Source organism: Enterobacter sp. UCD-UG_FMILLET, from assembly GCF_000762975.1.
Classification (GTDB): Bacteria; Pseudomonadota; Gammaproteobacteria; order Enterobacterales; family Enterobacteriaceae; genus Enterobacter; species Enterobacter dykesii.
The window spans coordinates 36,193-52,298 of record NZ_JRJC01000017.1 but is presented as its reverse complement, the minus strand read 5'-3'; the positions used below and the strand labels follow the sequence as shown (position 1 = coordinate 52,298).

The following is a 16,106-nucleotide window of genomic DNA, read 5'->3' as shown; positions in this document are numbered from 1 at the left end:
AAGGCGCGTCTTTTTTTAACTCAAATCGGGTAATTTTGCGGCTGCGTTTTTCTCTATTCCGATAAGCGGCATCAAATTATCAACCGCGGAAGCATAATTAATTGCCGAACTCCAGCCGTCATACTCGGCGATTATTTTCGCTGAGGTGGCCTGCCAGACATCCTGCTCAACGCTGAGCAGATCGTTAATGCTGCGCTTGCTCAGGGTGTATTCATTTTTATAAACATCGCGGGCCCGCAGGGCATTTTCCAGCTGCTGCTTTCCGGCCTCCATTCTTCCCCGTGCGCCGGTCCAGTCCGCCTGCGCGACGGAGGCTTTTTGCAGGACATCAAAACGCGCCTGATCGACCTGAGAAGAGGCCATGGCCCGTGCGCCTTCAGCCTGCCGAACGCGAGCGGAAACCGCGCCCCCCTGATAAAGCGGCGCGTCGATATTGAGCTGGATCTGGTCGTCCCAGTACGAACGGTTGTCCGATTCATAACGGGTGCGCCCACCCTTCAGGCTTAACGTCGGCCAGTGCTGGGACTTAGCCGTTTCCACGCCATACTGAGCCGAACGTTCCATGTTCTGCGCGGCCATCACCGCCGGTATCAGGGAATAATCGATGCGGTTGAGCGAGTCAGGCTCCACGGCAAGATTCGCGGGCACCGGCGAATAGGCCTCTGCCTGCATTCCGGTTAATACCGCAAGCCTGGCGCGCGCGCTGTTTAAGGCGGCGTGATACTGCGCGACCGTCGCCTGCATGCCGGCAATGCGCGTGCGGGTCTGAAGCTCATCGGAGGTGGAACTCACGCCCGCGTCTGCGCGCAGCTTTGCCAGCTGCTCGACGTTTTTGAGCGCCTGAACGTTATCAATTGCCGCCTGCAGCAGATCGGAATAGCGTTTGACCTCTACATAGCTCAGCGCCGTTTTCTCCGCCACGTCCGAAAGCGTGCCCATCAGCTGATAGCGGTAGCTATCGCGCTGGGCGGAGGACTGGCTGATGCTATTATTGGTTTTGCCAAAATCGTACAGCAGCTGCGTCAGGCTCAGCCCCCAGGCGGCTGAATTCTTCAGCGATCCGCTGGAATCGGTGGTCTGGCTGTGCCCTGTACTCCCGTTCAGCGATATTTGCGGCATCCAGCCGCTGCGCGCTTCATCTATTTGTGCCTGGCCAATACCTAATTGCGCGGCCTGTTGACTAATTGACGGATCGCGATCGATCGCAAAAAGAATACTTTCTTTTAAGGTTGTCGTGGCAACCGGGGCAATGCCCACCTGACTGCTATTGGCGTACGCCGTATTTATGGCTAATGAAATGAATGCCAGTGCTGCTGTAAATCGTCGTAACATAGGCTTTCGTAATATCGTCATGTTATCTCCCTGACTCTGAGTGTTACTCAAGCAAATACCCAAGAAGAGGTATAGATAATTAGACAAATATCTTATTTAGCTACCTTGCTGAATTTAAGGTAATACTCCCCACACCCATTTCCATTGGAGATGAGATCTGCCTGCGTCTAATTCCAATTAAGAATTTACTTATTTCTTAAAGTGGTTAGCAGCATAACAAAATGCGGTATAGCCCACTACACCCACAATGTTAATGCGGTGTTACAAATAAGAAAAAACATGGGGTTTCTGGACAAAACCCTGAAAATAGACTTTCAAATGAAACATATAAACCCACTGTTATTTAAGGAAAATTCCTAATTCGTAATATGCACATTTTTGCGTTAATTTCAGCGCGGGTCAGACACAAAGATTTTCAAAGAAGTGTCAGTTTAAGTAACCCGGCGGATTTGATTGAAATTAAAAACCATTAAATAACTAATGTAAGCAATTAAATGCCAATAATTAGGAATAAATCAGCTTTTTATTCCACCCAGAAGCAATGTACTGGTTGCATAATCCAAACCGTTAAATAAAACATAACAATAACATAGTGATTAACATTCAAAACGGCTTACTTATACCTGCTTAATAATATTTTAATAATCACGCATCTGAATCATCATGCCTCTGCACATCGTCCTAAGGACATTCCTCTTCTCTCTGCGGCTAAATGCTGTATTATGCAAACTATTGCAACATTTTGCAGGAATGCCCCCCATGCACAAAACCGCTCGTCAACGCTACGTCCTGGATTTACTCAGCGAGCAAGGCCAGGCCACCATCACCGAGCTGGCAGAAAAGCTGCAGGTATCAGCGGACACCATCCGTCGGGATCTGACCGACCTGGAAAACCAGGGCCTTGCGCAGAAGAACCACGGCGGAGCCATCGCGCTCAACCTTTCCGCTATGAATCGTCATGGACGCAACACGCTGCTGCCGGAGACCAAACAGCGCCTGGGTAAGTTGGTTGCAAAGCAGGTTCCACCGGGCTCCACCCTGTTTCTGGATGCCGGAAGCACGGTGATGGCCGTCGCCACCTTTCTTCAGGGGCCGCTCACCGTCATTACCACGTCGCTGGATATCGCCCAGCATTTTAGCGACCGGGAAGATATTGAGCTGATCCTGCTCGGCGGAAAATGGGACCACAAGCAGCGACTGTTTGCCGGAAGCGCCACGCTGTCTTTGCTGTCCCGGTATCGGGCAGATATCGCCATTCTTGGGGCGTGCGCCATTCATGCCGAACTCGGGTTGAGCGCCGGTAAAGAAGCGGATGCCGAGGTTAAACGCGCGATGCTCGACGCAAGCCATGCGCACTGGATTGTCGCCGACCACCTGAAAATTAACCGCTGCGAGCCGTATCTGGTTTCCGGGTTATCCAGCATCCAACAACTCTTTTTAGATCGTCCCTGGCCTGAGCTTGGGGACCATAGCGCACTGCAGGTTACGGTGTGCGCGAATTAACGTGGAGAAGGTCATGAGTAAAGTTCAAACAATCAACATTGCGCTGATCGGGTATGGATTTGTCGGTAAAACCTTCCATGCCCCGCTGATCCAGTCTGTGGACGGGATTAAGCTGGCCGTGGTCTCTTCTCGTGATGAAGAGAAGGTTAAACGCGATCTGCCGGACGTACAGGTGGTGGCAACACCGGAAGAGGCTATTCAGCATCCTGATATCGATCTGGTGGTGATTGCCTCCCCCAACGCCACGCACGCCCCGCTGGCGACGCTTGCCCTGAACTCGGGTAAACACGTGGTCGTGGATAAACCTTTTACCCTCGACATGCAGGAAGCCCGCGACCTGATTGCGCTGGCGGATGAAAAGCAGCTGCTGCTCTCGGTCTTCCACAACCGCCGCTGGGACAGCGATTTCCTCGGCATTAAGCAGATTATCGAGCAAGGCACGCTCGGCAAGGTTAAACACCTGGAATCGCACATCGACCGTTTCCGCCCGGAAGTTCGCGTACGCTGGCGCGAGCAGAACGTACCCGGGAGCGGTCTGTGGTTTGATCTGGGTCCTCATCTGATTGACCAGACGCTACAGCTTTTTGGCCTGCCGCAGTCGGTTCAGGGGAATATCGCGACGCTGCGCGACGGCGCAGAAATTAACGACTGGGCGCACGTGGTCTTAAACTACCCGGAGCATAAGGTCATTCTGCACGCCAGCATGCTGGTTGCTGGCGGTACGGCACGCTTTACCGTCCACGGGGACAAGGGCAGCGTGGTAAAAGCCAGAATCGATCAGCAGGAAGCGCAGTTGCTCTCAGGGGTAACTCCCGGCAGTGAAACCTGGGGCGAAGACAGCGACAGCATGGTGTTCTTTGGGGCCGACGGCGCACCGCAGACGATCCCTACCCCGAAAGGCGATCAGCGCCAGTATTACGTCAACGTACGTGATGCGCTGCTTGGGAAAATCACCAACCCTGTCCACCCTGTTGAGGCACTGGCGGTCATGGCCGTGCTGGAAGCGGCGGTGAAGTCGTCGGAGACGGGGTCAACGCAGCCGCTGGCGTTAACTGATGAAGAGCGTGCGCTACTGAGTTAAAAAACAAGCCGGGTGGCGCTGCGCCTACCCGGCCTGTTTTTCGCCTTTATTGACGCTTATTCGGCATCATGCGCAGGAGGGTATTATCTTTCCAGAAATAGTGGTGCATCAGCGCCGCCGCCGCGTGCAGGCCAATCACAAAATAGCCCAGGTTCGCCAGCGTCTCGTGCCACTCTTTCAGCACATCAACCAGGTCAAAATTGGACTCCGCCGCATGCGGCATCGCCAGGCCGAAAGCAAACCATTCGCTTCCCCGGTTATACATCATCACAATGCCAATCAGCGGCAGCGCAATAAACAGCAGATACACCACCAGGTGCCCCAGATGGGACATCCCCGTCACCATCGCTTTTGGCTTCGGCTGAATCGGTGGCGCGCGGAATTTCAGGCGAACCAGCAGACGCGTCACCATCAGCACCAGGATACTGATACCGCACGAGACGTGGATCATATTGATCGCTGGACGCGCGGTGCGAGGGAAGAAACCTTTGAACTCCATGGCGCAGTAGGCGACGATGATTAACAGAAACACCAGCCAGTGGATGCCGATTTGCAGGCTTGTATATTTAGTGCGCATGTCATTTCCCGATTAAAAACAGTTATCGCGCCAACATAATCCCCTTTCCTTAAAAATTCATTAACTTTTCTGTATGGTTTTTCAAATACTTCCTCCCGCATGAAGCATCTTCAATTGCCGCCCTGCCCGTGATGGTCTAAGCCTGGATGAGTTCAAACTGTCGTATCGACACGTTTACAGGAGAACACCATGAGTAAAATTGGCATTAACGGCTTTGGACGCATTGGGCGCCTAGTACTGCGTCGCCTTCTTGAAACCCAGGACAGCAATACCGTCGTCGCCATCAACGACCTCACCTCACCGAAAGTGCTGGCCTACCTGCTCAGGCATGATTCCAACTACGGTGGCTTCCCGTGGAGCGTCGATTTCACCGAGGATACGCTGATTGTGGACGGTAAAACCATTGCGGTGTACGCCGAAAAAGAGGCGAAGCACATTCCGTGGAAAGCCGCAGGCGTGGATATCGTCGTGGAGTGCACCGGCTTTTATACTTCAGAAGAAAAATCACGGGCGCACCTGGACGCCGGCGCGAAGAAAGTGCTGATCTCTGCACCAGCGGGTGAGATGAAAACCATCGTCTACAGCGTGAATGACGACACCATTGACGCCAGTGACACCATTATTTCCGTCGCATCCTGCACCACCAACTGCCTCGCCCCGCTGGCGAAAGCCCTGAACGATGCGTTTGAAATAAAAGTGGGCACCATGACCACCATTCATGCCTATACCGGTACGCAGGCGCTGGTGGATGGCCCGCGCGGGAAAGACCTTCGCGCTTCACGGGCGGCAGCAGAGAATATCATTCCCCACACCACCGGTGCGGCAAAGGCCATCGGTCTGGTGATCCCTGCGCTCAGCGGCAAGCTGAAAGGCCACGCGCAGCGCGTGCCGGTAAAAACGGGTTCGGTCACCGAGCTGGTGGCGATTCTCGGCAAGAAAGTGACCGTTGAGGAGATCAACGCCGCGCTGAAAAAGGCGACGCAGGGCAATAAATCGTTCGGGTATACCGACGAAGAGATTGTGTCGTCCGATGTGATTGGCTCGCATTACGGTTCGGTGTTTGACGCCACGCAGACGGAGGTGTCAGAAGCGGGAGAGCTGCAGCTGGTGAAAGCCGTCGCATGGTATGACAACGAGTACGGTTTTGTGACGCAGCTGGTGCGGACGCTGGATAAGTTTGCGGCGCTGTGATTCTATGCCTTTATTAAGGGCTAATATGAGCAGTGAAGCATCCCCTCTCCCTGTGGGAGAGGGTTAGGGTGAGGGGAACATACGGGTGTAGTGGTCATTCCGTTCACTTTATGTTCCTTGCTACTCTTTAACGACATAACCGGTGAACGTGCCAGGGTGGCTCAATCGCCACCACCCTGGCAACCCGGGCTCCCGGCGGTAAATCGCCGCTTCGCGGTCCCCTCAGCTTATTCCTTCAGGCTATCGGGTCGGGCATGAGCCTGCATCCCTGCAGGCCACGCCCTCTCGGCGCATCCCTGCGCCTCGCCCCGGCCTTACGGAAACGCTTCGGCGATATACAGCCGGACCAGGACATTGCTGTAAGCCAAAGGTTATTCTGAAGCGGTTGTTATCGCTTCTGATTACACCCTTAAATCGAGCGTCTGGCCAACGCATCCGCGAGGACCGGATCCTGCTGCAGCTGTTTCCACGCGGCAATCACCGCCTCTGGGAATTCAACATGCGCGATAAAATCCCGCCCGGCCGGACCATAGCCGTTAACGTCATCATACAAACGCGGCAGCTCACCCAGAACCAGTGAAATGTAGCGGTCAACGGGCCACAGTCCGCTATTGCCCGCGCTAAATTCCACGCCCTCTTTGCCATTGTGCAGCGTTGGCGTAAACCCGGGATGGCTTATCCACTGCGGTGATACGGGCTCATCCCGGCAAACGCGGGCAAACGTCGCCATCGTACGGCGCTGCATCGTCGGGTCCTGCACCACCAGCACCCGCCCGGTCACTCGCTGATGCTGTTTCAGCATATTCCAGCTAAAGCGCGCGTTTTCACCGCAGTTGGTGGATTGATCCTCAACCCACAGCTGCGCCTCGGGGATCTGCCAGAACGCCCGCGCAATGTCGGCAAGAATGCTCGCTTCGGCCCGCCCCGTGACCGGTACGGTGTGATAACGCGGATGACTGCCGATGGCGGCGTATAAAAAGGTGGTTGAATGCCCGATGCCGCCGCTAATCAGAAGCGGGATGTCTTTCTGAGAGGCAATCCGGCAGGCCGCGTCAATGGTTGGGATCACCGCGTTTCCTGCCAGGATGACCGCATCGACGTCCGGTTGCTGGCGGCTGCCGCTCAGGTCATCCTGCGCCAGCCATTCACCGACAGTATTGATGGCCGCCAGCGTGGCGTCCGGCAGGATGGGAAAATGGGGCTGTTCCATGATGAACTCCTTCTCTCTATTCCTTCAGGGTAGCGACTTCAGGTTCTCAACACAACGGCGACATCGGGCCGCTCTTTTTCCTTAAACTTCCCTTCTACATTTGATTAACATGCGTAAATCATATTCACTTGAATTATCATTTGCGGCAGACGTAGAATCGCTAGCCCGCTAATTATTCAATCATTTCTAAGGTAAACGACGTTATGCGCCTGCCCGAACGCGCCCCTTATGCTCCTCGCGAGTGGCAGCCACATGAGAAACCCGCCCTGCTGGGTTCCCCTTCCACGCCCGAGCACATTACGCCAAAACGCATTGCCTACGGCGTCGTTGGCCTGCTGGTGTGCCTGACGGGCGCGCTGGGGAATGCGGTGGTGACCGCCAACCTGCAAAACCTGCAGGGGACCTTCGGGGCCTGGTCGACCGAAATCGCCTGGCTTCCCGCGGTCTACGTCATGACCAACATCTCTATCAACCTGCTGCTGGTCAAGTTCCGCCAGCAGTACGGCCTGCGCGCCTTCACGGAAGGTTTTCTGGTGCTGTACGTGCTGGTGACCTTTTTCCACCTGTTCGTTAACGATCTCAGTTCGGCGCTGATGGTGCGCGCCGCGCACGGGATGGTGGCCGCCGCGCTCAGCTCGCTGGGGATTTACTATCAGATCCAGGCCTGGCCTGCGAAGCACCGCCTGAAGGCGCTCACCATCGGGATTACCGGGTCGTCGCTCGCCATTCCTCTGGCCCGTCTGTTTTCCACCGAACTGCTGCAGTTGGACGAATGGCGCGGGCTCTATTTCTTCGAGCTGGGGCTGGCGCTGATCTCCCTGGCCTGCGTGATAGCCTTAAAACTGCCCCCGGGTGACAGGCGCAAGGTCTTTGAGAAGAAAGACTTTATCACCTTCTTTTTAATGGCCCCCGGAATGGCCCTGCTCTGCGCCGTGCTCTCACTGGGCCGCCTAGACTGGTGGTTCGAGGCGCCGTGGATCGGCTGGTCGCTGGCGCTATCGCTGGTGCTGATTGTGGCCGCCATCGTCTTTGAACATAACCGCGCCAACCCGCTGCTTAACACCCGCTGGCTGTCGAGCGGCAGCATCGTCCGTCTGGGACTCATCATGCTGCTGATCCGTATCGTGCTGGCGGAGCAAAACACCGGCGTCATCGGCTGGCTGCAGTACGTGGGGTTACAGAATGAGCAGATGACGCACCTGGCGTGGTCTATTTTCGCCGGGATCGTCTGCGGGATTGTCACCAGCTGTCTTACCATCAAACCCACGAAACTTGCGTGGCCGATTATCACCTCCCTGGCGCTGATGATTGTTGCCTCGCTGCTGGACAGCCAGTCCAATAACCTGACCCGGCCGGATCAGCTGATGCTCAGCCAGTTCCTGCTGGGCTTCGGCAGCGCCTTCTTCCTGGCGCCCGCCATGCTGGCGGCCATTGGCGGGGTGATCGCCGACCCGCGCAACCTGGTCAGCTTCTCGGTGATGTTCGGCATGAGTCAGAACCTCGGCGGCCTGCTGGGCTCCGCGATCCTCGGAACCTTCCAGACCTGGCGCGAGAAGTACCATTCCAGCCTGCTGGCGGACCAGCTCACCACGCTCAATCCGCTGGTCAACGAGCGTATCCAGCTTTACACCCAGATGTACCGGAGCCTGATTGGCGACAGTTCGCTGCTGGGAACGCAGGCGATCACGCAGTTGCAAACGGTGACGACGCTTGAGGCGAATATTCTGGCTTACAACGATACTTATCTGCTGACGGCAGGCATCGCTGCCGCCACGCTGGTCTGGATTTTATGGCGCCTGTTGCGCCTGCGCATCACTGCCCGTATGGCGCTGAAGAACGCCACCGGCAATAAATAATCAAAATATTTCTGGAGAGTTTATGAGTCAGCAGGATGCCGCTAAAGAGCAGGCCAACACCCGCAAAAATGTGCGCATTGTTTCCGTTTTCACCGCCGCTGCCATCGGTATCGTCGGCGTGCTGGTGATCCTTTACGCGTGGCAGTTGCCGCCGTTCACCCGCCACGCGCAGTTTACCGACAACGCCTACGTGCGCGGCCAGACGACGTTCATCAGCCCCCAGGTGAATGGTTATATCACCGAGGTGAAGGTTCAAGACTTTGTGCAGGTCAAAAAAGGCGACCTGCTGCTGCAGATCGATGACCGTATCTATCGTCAGCGCGTGCATCAGGCCGAGGCGCAGCTGGCGATGAAAATTGCCGCGCTCAATAACAACCTGCAGCAGCGTAAAAGCGCCGAAGCGACGATCGCCAAAAACGACGCGGCGCTGAAAAATGCCCGCGCCCAGAGCCTCAAAACGCAGGCGGATTTAAAGCGCGTTAAGGATCTGGCGGCTGACGGTTCGCTTTCCGTACGCGAACGCGATGCGGCGCTGGCCAGCGCGGCCCAGGGCAGCGCCGATATCGAGCAGGCCAAAGCCTCGCTTGAGATGTCGCGTCAGGATCTGCAGACGGTGATTGTGAACCGCGGCGCGCTGGAGGCGGATGTCGAAAATGCGAAAGCGGCGCTGGAGCTGGCGCAAATTGACCTGCAAAACACCCGAATTACCGCCCCGCGCGACGGCCAGCTCGGCCAGATTGCCGTGCGTCTCGGGGCGTACGTGACCGCCGGGACCCACCTCACCACCCTGGTTCCGCCGCAGCACTGGGTTATCGCCAACATTAAAGAGACCCAGCTTGCGGAGCTGCGCGTTGGTCAGCCTGTCAAATTCACCGTTGATGCCCTGAACAACAAAGCGTATCAGGGCCGCGTGGAGAGCATCTCCCCGGCGACCGGCGTGGAGTTCAGCGCCATCACGCCGGACAACGCCACCGGCAACTTTGTCAAAATCGCCCAGCGTATTCCGGTGCGCATCGAGGTGCTCGGCAAGCCAGAGGACTCCGCGCTGCTGCGTCCGGGTATGTCGGTACAGGTGACCATTGATACGCGGGAGGCGAAGTAATGATCCTTCGCCCGATAGCCGCGCTGGTGACGGCGGTCATGCTGGCCGGATGCCAGTCCGTTGACGTGAAACAGGCGCAGCCGACGCTGCACATCCCCACCCAGTGGCGCACCGGCTCCGGCCCTGCCAGCCCGACGGAGCAGCTCTGGTGGCGCAATTTTCATGACAACCACCTGAACCGCTATATGGATCAGGCGCTACAGCATAACAGCGACGTGCTGATCGCCCGCGAACGGATAAACGAGTATCAGGCGCGGGTCTTCGCGGCCGACGGCAGCCTGTTTCCGTCGCTTGACGCGGGCGTAACGGGGACCCGCGCCCGTTCGCAATCCGCCGCGACCGGGCTGCCGGTCTACGGCACGCTGTACAGAGGTAGCCTGACGGCGAGCTACGACGTGGATATCTGGGGCGTCAACCGCAGCACGGCCAATGCCGCCGAAGCCTCGCTGGCGGCGCAAAAAGCCGCCGCCGCCGCCGCGGATTTGACCGTCGCGTCTTCCGTTGCATCCGGGTATGTCACCCTGCTCTCGCTTGACGAGCAGCTGCGCGTGACCGAATCCACCCTGAAATCGCGCGAAGAGGCATTTAACCTCGCGAAACGTCAGTTTGAGACGGGCTACAGCTCGCGTCTGGAGCTGATGCAGTCGGATTCCGAACTCCGCTCAACGCGAGCGCAGGTTCCCGTGCTGCAGCATCAGATTGCACAGCAGGAAAACGCCCTCAGCCTGCTGCTGGGAAGCAATCCCGGGGCGGTAGCGCGCAGCGAAAGCTTTGAGACGCTAACGCCGCTGACGCTGCCGTCACAGCTGCCTTCTACGCTCCTGAACCGTCGGCCGGATATCGTTCAGGCCGAACGCCAGCTGGTTGCGGCCGACGCCTCGCTTGCCGCGTCGCGCGCGAGCCTGCTGCCGTCGATCAACCTGACCGCGACAGGATCGATACAGGATCGCACCCTGTCCGGCCTGCTGGACAATCCGCTTCAGCTCTGGAGCGTCGGGGGCAGCATTCTTGCGCCGCTGCTGAACCGCCAGGCGCTGAATGCGCAGGTGGATATTTCCCAGTCCCAGCGTAACCAGGCGCTGTACGCCTATGAAAAAACCGTGCGTAACGCGTTTGCCGAAGTGAACAACAGCCTTGATGCTATTGCGCGCTATCAGGAACAGCTGACCGAGCTGCTTGCCCAGCAGGATGTGGCGCAGGAGACGCTGCGCATTGCGCAGAACCGCAATCGCAACGGCTACTCCTCCTATCTGGACGTGCTGGACGCGCAGCGCACGCTGTACTCGGTGCAGACCAGCGTGGTGCAGGTGAAAAATAACCTGCTGCTGGCGCAGATCGATTTGTATAAAACACTGGGCGGCGGCTGGAAGAGTGCATGAACCCGGCTTGCGCGCTGATGCCCTCACCTCGCCCCTCTCCCACAGGGAGAGGGAGAAAAATCCAAGGAGTCAATCTATGCATCAACGATGGTCTGCAGTAGATAATTACATGATTTCTTCGCTGATCCCTGACGATGACGTGCTGAGTCAGGTACTGGAAAACAACAAGCGCGCCGGGCTGCCCGAACACGACGTGGCGGCCAATCAGGGACAGCTGCTGGCGCTGTTCGTGCGCATGACGCAGGCGAGGCGCGTTCTGGAGATTGGTACGCTGGGTGCTTACAGCTCGATCTGGATGGCGCGCGCCCTGCCGCCGGACGGGAAGCTGATTACGCTTGAGGCCGATCCCACACATGCCCGCGTTGCGCGCCAGAATATTCAGCTTGCTGGGTTAAACGAACGCATTGAATTAATTGAAGGCCCGGCGCTGAGCTCGCTGGAGAATTTCGGTGAGGTTCCGCCGTTCGACCTGATCTTTATTGATGCCGATAAGCCAAACAATCCCGGCTATCTGGAGTGGGCGCTGCACTACTCCCGTCCCGGCACGGTGATAATCGGCGATAACGTGGTGCGTGACGGAGAGGTCATTAACGGGCAAAGCGACGACGCGCGCGTACAGGGCGTGCGGCGTTTTATCGAAATGATTGGGGATAACCCGCGCTTAACCGCCACCGCGCTGCAAACGGTGGGGATTAAGGGATGGGATGGGTTTACGCTGGCGATGGTGAACGGGTGAAAATGATACCCTCTCCCACAGGGAGAGGGATAAAACCGGGTTTTAAGCGGAAATCTGCTCCATCGCCTGCAGGATACGCTTATCCGAAATCGGATACGGCGTACCGAGCTGCTGGGCAAAGAAGCTGACGCGCAGCTCCTCGATCATCCAGCGGATCGCCTGCACATCTTCATCGTCGCGCCGCGCCGGCGGCAGCTTGTTGAGCCACTGCTGCCACGCCTGCTGCAGGCTCTCCACTTTCAGCATCTGCGCACGATCGCGGTGCGGGTCGATAGCCATTTTTTCCAGACGTTTTTCAATCGCCTGTAGATAACGCAGCGTATCGCCGAGACGGTTGAAGCCGTTGCCGGTGACAAAACCGCGATAGACCAGCCCCGCCATCTGCGCCTTCACGTCCGAGAGCCCCAGCGCCATGGTCATATCCACGCGCCCCTTCAGGCGCTTGTTGATATTGAACACGGCGGTAAGGATCTGCTCCACCTGCTTCGCGATGTCCACTACGGTGTCGTTCAGCTCCGCGCGCACCTTGTCCTGAAGCTGGGCAAAGCCCTCTTCCGTCCAGACCGGCCCGCCCGCCTCGTGGATCAGCTTGTCCACGCCGCAGGAGATGCAGTCGTCAATCAGATCCAGCACCTTGCCGTACGGGTTAAAGTACAGCCCGAGCTTGGCTTTGTTAGGCAGCTTCTCGTGCAGATACTTGATCGGCGACGGGATGTTGAGCAGCAGCAGGCGACGCAGCCCGCGCCACATCATCTGCTGCTGTTCCTGCGGATTATCAAACAGTTTGATCGCCACGCTGTCGCGCTCGTCCACCAGCGCCGGCCAGGCTTTGACCTTATAGTTACCGCGCTTCTGTTCGTAGCTTTCCGGAAGCTGACCAAAGCTCCAGATATGCAGCCCGCTCTGCTCGATGCCGTCGTCCGCCACCGCAGACAGCGTTTCCTGAACTTTGCCTTTCAGCGCCTCCTTCAGCTCGCTCAGCGAACGCCCTTCCAGCAGCTTTTTGTTTTTATCGTCCACCACGCGGAAGCTGATTTTCAGGTGATCGGGCACCTGATCCCAGTTCCAGTCGTCGCGGTCGATGGTGGTGCCGGTCATGCGGCGGAATTCACGCTCGAGCGCGTCCAGCAGCGGCAGCTCCAGCGGGGTGACGCGGCCCAAAAACGCTTCCGCGTAGTTTGGCGCAGGCACAAAGTTGCGGCGCACCGGTTTCGGCAGGGATTTGATCAGCGCAATCACCAGCTCGCGGCGCAGGCCGGGAATTTGCCATTCAAACCCGCCTTCATCGACCTGGTTTAACAGCGGCAGCGGAATGTGGACGGTCACGCCGTCCGCGTCTGCCCCTGGCTCAAACTGATAGGTCAGACGCAGCTTGAGGTTGCCCTGATGCCAGAAGTTCGGGTAGTCGAGCTTGCTGACCGACTCCGCGCCCTCTTTAATCAGCATGCTCTTTTCGAAGTTGAGCAGGTCCGGCGTCTCTTTGCTGGCCTTCTTCCACCAGCTGTCGAAGTGGCGGGCGGAAATCACATCATGGCTGATGCGCTGGTCGTAAAACTCAAACAACGCCTCATCGTCCACCAGAATGTCGCGGCGGCGCGACTTATGCTCCAGCTCTTCCACTTCGGCGCGCAGCTTCAGGTTTTCACGGAAGAAGGCGTGGCGCGTCTGCCAGTCACCCTCCACCAGCGCGTGGCGGATAAACAGCTCGCGGCTGAGCGCCGGATCGATCTGGCTGTAGTTGACCTTACGCGCGGCGACCACCGGCAGGCCGTAAACGGTCACCTTCTCGGTCGCCATCACCGCACCCTGCGCGCGCTCCCAGTGCGGTTCGCTGTACGAGCGTTTCAGCAGGTGCTGCGCCACCGGCTCCACCCATTCCGGATCGATCCGCGCGGCAATGCGCCCCCACAGGCGGCTGGTTTCCACCAGTTCGGCGACCATGGTCCATTTCGGCGGCTTTTTGAACAAGCCGGAACCGGGGAAGATGGAGAAACGGGCGTTGCGCGCGCCGGTATACTCCTGCTTCTCGGCGTCCTTCATCCCAATGTGGGACAGCAGGCCGGTCAGCAGCGCGATATGGATTTCGCGATACTCCGCCGGCTCGCTGTTAACCGGAATGCCCAGCTCTTTCACCACCTGGCGCAGCTGGGTGTAGATATCCTGCCACTCGCGCACGCGCAGGTAGTTGAGGAAATCCACGCGGCACTGGCGTCGGAACTGGTTCGAGGAGAGCGCTTTCTGCTGCTCGCCGAGATAGTTCCACAGGTTCACGAAGGCGAGGAAGTCGGACTCTTTGTCGTGGAAGCGACGGTGCTTTTCGTCAGACGCCTGCTGCTTGTCCATCGGACGCTCGCGCGGGTCCTGAATGGAGAGCGCCGAGGTAATGATCATCGCTTCGCGCACGCAGCCGTGCTTCTGCGCTTCCAGCACCATACGGGCCAGACGCGGATCCACCGGCAGCTGGCTGAGCTGGCGGCCCAGCGGCGTCAGCTTGTAGACCGTCGCCTGCTCGTCGGTGGTAATGGCGCCGAGCTCTTCCAGCAGACGCACGCCGTCCTGAATGTTGCGTTTATCCGGCGCTTCGACGAACGGGAACGCCGCGATATCGCCCAGCCCCAGCGCGGTCATCTGCAGGATAACGGACGCCAGGTTGGTGCGCAGAATTTCCGGATCGGTGAATTCCGGGCGCGACAGGAAATCGTCTTCGGAATAGAGACGAATACAGATCCCTTCCGACACGCGGCCGCAGCGGCCTTTACGCTGGTTAGCGGACGCCTGGGAGACCGGCTCAATCGGCAGCCGCTGAACCTTGGTGCGGTAGCTGTAGCGGCTGATGCGCGCCGTGCCCGGGTCGATCACGTATTTAATCCCAGGTACGGTCAACGAGGTTTCCGCCACGTTAGTCGCCAGGACGATGCGGCGCCCGCCGTGCGGCTGGAAGACGCGGTTCTGCTCGCTGTTTGACAGGCGCGCGTAAAGCGGAAGGATCTCCGTGTGGCGCAGGTCGCGCTTGCTGAGCGCATCGGCGGTGTCGCGGATTTCGCGCTCGCCGCTCATGAAGATCAGGATGTCGCCCGCGCTTTCGTTGCCCAGCTCGTCAACGGCGTCGAAGATGGCCTGCAGCTGGTCGCGCTCGGTATCATCCGCCTCTTCAACGATCGGGCGATAGCGCACTTCAACCGGATACGTGCGTCCTGACACCTCGATAATCGGCGCATTGTTGAAATGCTTCGAGAAGCGCTCCGGGTCGATGGTCGCGGAGGTGATGATGATTTTCAGATCCGGGCGACGCGGCAGCAGCTCTTTCAGGTAGCCGAGCAGGAAGTCGATATTCAGGCTGCGCTCGTGCGCTTCGTCAATGATGATGGTGTCGTACTGCATCAGCAGGCGATCCTGCTGGATTTCCGCCAGCAGAATACCGTCGGTCATCAGCTTGACCATGGTGTTATCGCTGACGTGGTCGCTGAATCGCACCTTGTAGCCGATGCAGCCGCCCGGCTCCGTCTGCAGCTCTTCGGCAATACGGTTCGCCACGGTACGCGCCGCCAGACGACGCGGCTGGGTGTGGCCAATCAGCCCTTTCAGGCCGCGCCCCAGCTCCATACAGATCTTCGGCAACTGAGTGGTTTTCCCCGAACCGGTTTCACCCGCGACAATCACCACCTGGTGGTCGCGGACGGCCTCAAGGATGTCCTGTTTTTTCTGGCTGACGGGCAGGTTTTCCGGGTAGGTAATCGCCGGGCGCGCGGCTTCGCGCAGCAAGACTTTCCCTGCCGCCTGTTCAATCTCTTTCGCCATCTCCTGGTAAATGGCCTGTTGAGCATCAGGATTTTTAACCTTCTTAACGCCGTGCAGACGACGGGCGAAGCGCTGTTTGTCGCGCAGCATCAGAGAATCGAGCTGTTGCAGGAGCATCGGGAAGGTCAATTTTTGTTGTTCTGTCATAGCGTTAAAGGGCACTACACGCCCTGATAAATTCTCTTTTTAATGATTGCTATAGAGTACCACAATGACGCCTTTCGCGCCTTATTCAAAAAATTCGAACATAGGCTTCGATATATTGCGCTATCTCTATGGCAGGATTGTGAATAGAGTGTCAACAAGCAACGGGGCAACCCCCTTCAATCAAATGCAAAAAC

Annotated in this window: 11 protein-coding genes; 7 read left to right on the top strand and 4 right to left on the bottom strand. The window is 57.7% G+C overall.

The features are described 5' to 3' along the window. Nucleotides 1-15: 15 nt before the first annotated feature. The gene (locus LA04_RS08800; RefSeq protein ID WP_047651236.1) at nt 16-1,353 is read right to left on the bottom strand and encodes a TolC family outer membrane protein; all 1,338 of its coding nucleotides are present in this window, start codon (nt 1,351-1,353) and stop codon (nt 16-18) included. Between the two features lie 738 nt (nt 1,354-2,091). Between LA04_RS08800 and LA04_RS08795 the strand changes: the two genes are divergently transcribed. Next, a complete protein-coding gene (locus LA04_RS08795; protein ID WP_047651235.1) occupies nt 2,092-2,835 on the top strand; it encodes a DeoR/GlpR family DNA-binding transcription regulator in 744 nt (247 codons plus the stop codon). Between the two features lie 13 nt (nt 2,836-2,848). After that, nucleotides 2,849-3,916 (top strand): oxidoreductase, encoded by a 1,068-nt coding sequence (locus LA04_RS08790; protein WP_047651234.1) that lies wholly within the window; start codon nt 2,849-2,851, stop codon nt 3,914-3,916. Nucleotides 3,917-3,962: 46 nt separating this feature from the next. Here the strand turns inward: LA04_RS08790 and cybB are convergent, their stop codons facing one another. Beyond that, entirely contained in the window at nt 3,963-4,493 is a 531-nt protein-coding gene (gene cybB / locus LA04_RS08785) for a cytochrome b561 (RefSeq protein ID WP_047651233.1), read from the bottom strand. 189 nt (nt 4,494-4,682) lie between these two features. On the opposite strand from cybB, the gene gap reads away from it, so the two are divergent. Further along, the gene (gene gap / locus LA04_RS08780; RefSeq protein WP_047651232.1) at nt 4,683-5,684 is read left to right on the top strand and encodes a type I glyceraldehyde-3-phosphate dehydrogenase; all 1,002 of its coding nucleotides are present in this window, start codon (nt 4,683-4,685) and stop codon (nt 5,682-5,684) included. A 409-nt stretch (nt 5,685-6,093) separates the two neighbouring features. Here gap and LA04_RS08775 read toward each other — a convergent pair whose 3' ends face one another. Further along, nucleotides 6,094-6,894: a YdcF family protein gene (locus tag LA04_RS08775; protein WP_047651231.1), complete on the bottom strand. Its 801-nt coding sequence runs from the start codon at nt 6,892-6,894 to the stop codon at nt 6,094-6,096. Between the two features lie 203 nt (nt 6,895-7,097). Between LA04_RS08775 and LA04_RS08770 the strand changes: the two genes are divergently transcribed. From LA04_RS08770 to LA04_RS08755, 4 genes are all read left to right on the top strand, one after another. After that, nucleotides 7,098-8,750 (top strand): MFS transporter, encoded by a 1,653-nt coding sequence (locus LA04_RS08770; RefSeq protein ID WP_047651230.1) that lies wholly within the window; start codon nt 7,098-7,100, stop codon nt 8,748-8,750. 22 nt (nt 8,751-8,772) lie between these two features. Beyond that, nucleotides 8,773-9,852: an HlyD family secretion protein gene (locus tag LA04_RS08765; protein ID WP_047651229.1), complete on the top strand. Its 1,080-nt coding sequence runs from the start codon at nt 8,773-8,775 to the stop codon at nt 9,850-9,852. Further along, nucleotides 9,852-11,231 (top strand): efflux transporter outer membrane subunit, encoded by a 1,380-nt coding sequence (locus tag LA04_RS08760; RefSeq protein ID WP_047651228.1) that lies wholly within the window; start codon nt 9,852-9,854, stop codon nt 11,229-11,231. The genes LA04_RS08765 and LA04_RS08760 overlap by 1 nt, the downstream gene beginning before the upstream one ends. 76 nt (nt 11,232-11,307) lie before the next feature. Further along, nucleotides 11,308-11,967: an O-methyltransferase gene (locus LA04_RS08755; RefSeq protein WP_047651227.1), complete on the top strand. Its 660-nt coding sequence runs from the start codon at nt 11,308-11,310 to the stop codon at nt 11,965-11,967. 42 nt (nt 11,968-12,009) lie between these two features. On the opposite strand, the gene hrpA is transcribed toward LA04_RS08755, so the two are convergent. Further along, complete coding sequence (gene hrpA, locus LA04_RS08750; protein ID WP_047651226.1) at nt 12,010-15,912, bottom strand: ATP-dependent RNA helicase HrpA; 3,903 nt, start codon at nt 15,910-15,912, stop codon at nt 12,010-12,012. Nucleotides 15,913-16,106 lie beyond the last annotated feature (194 nt).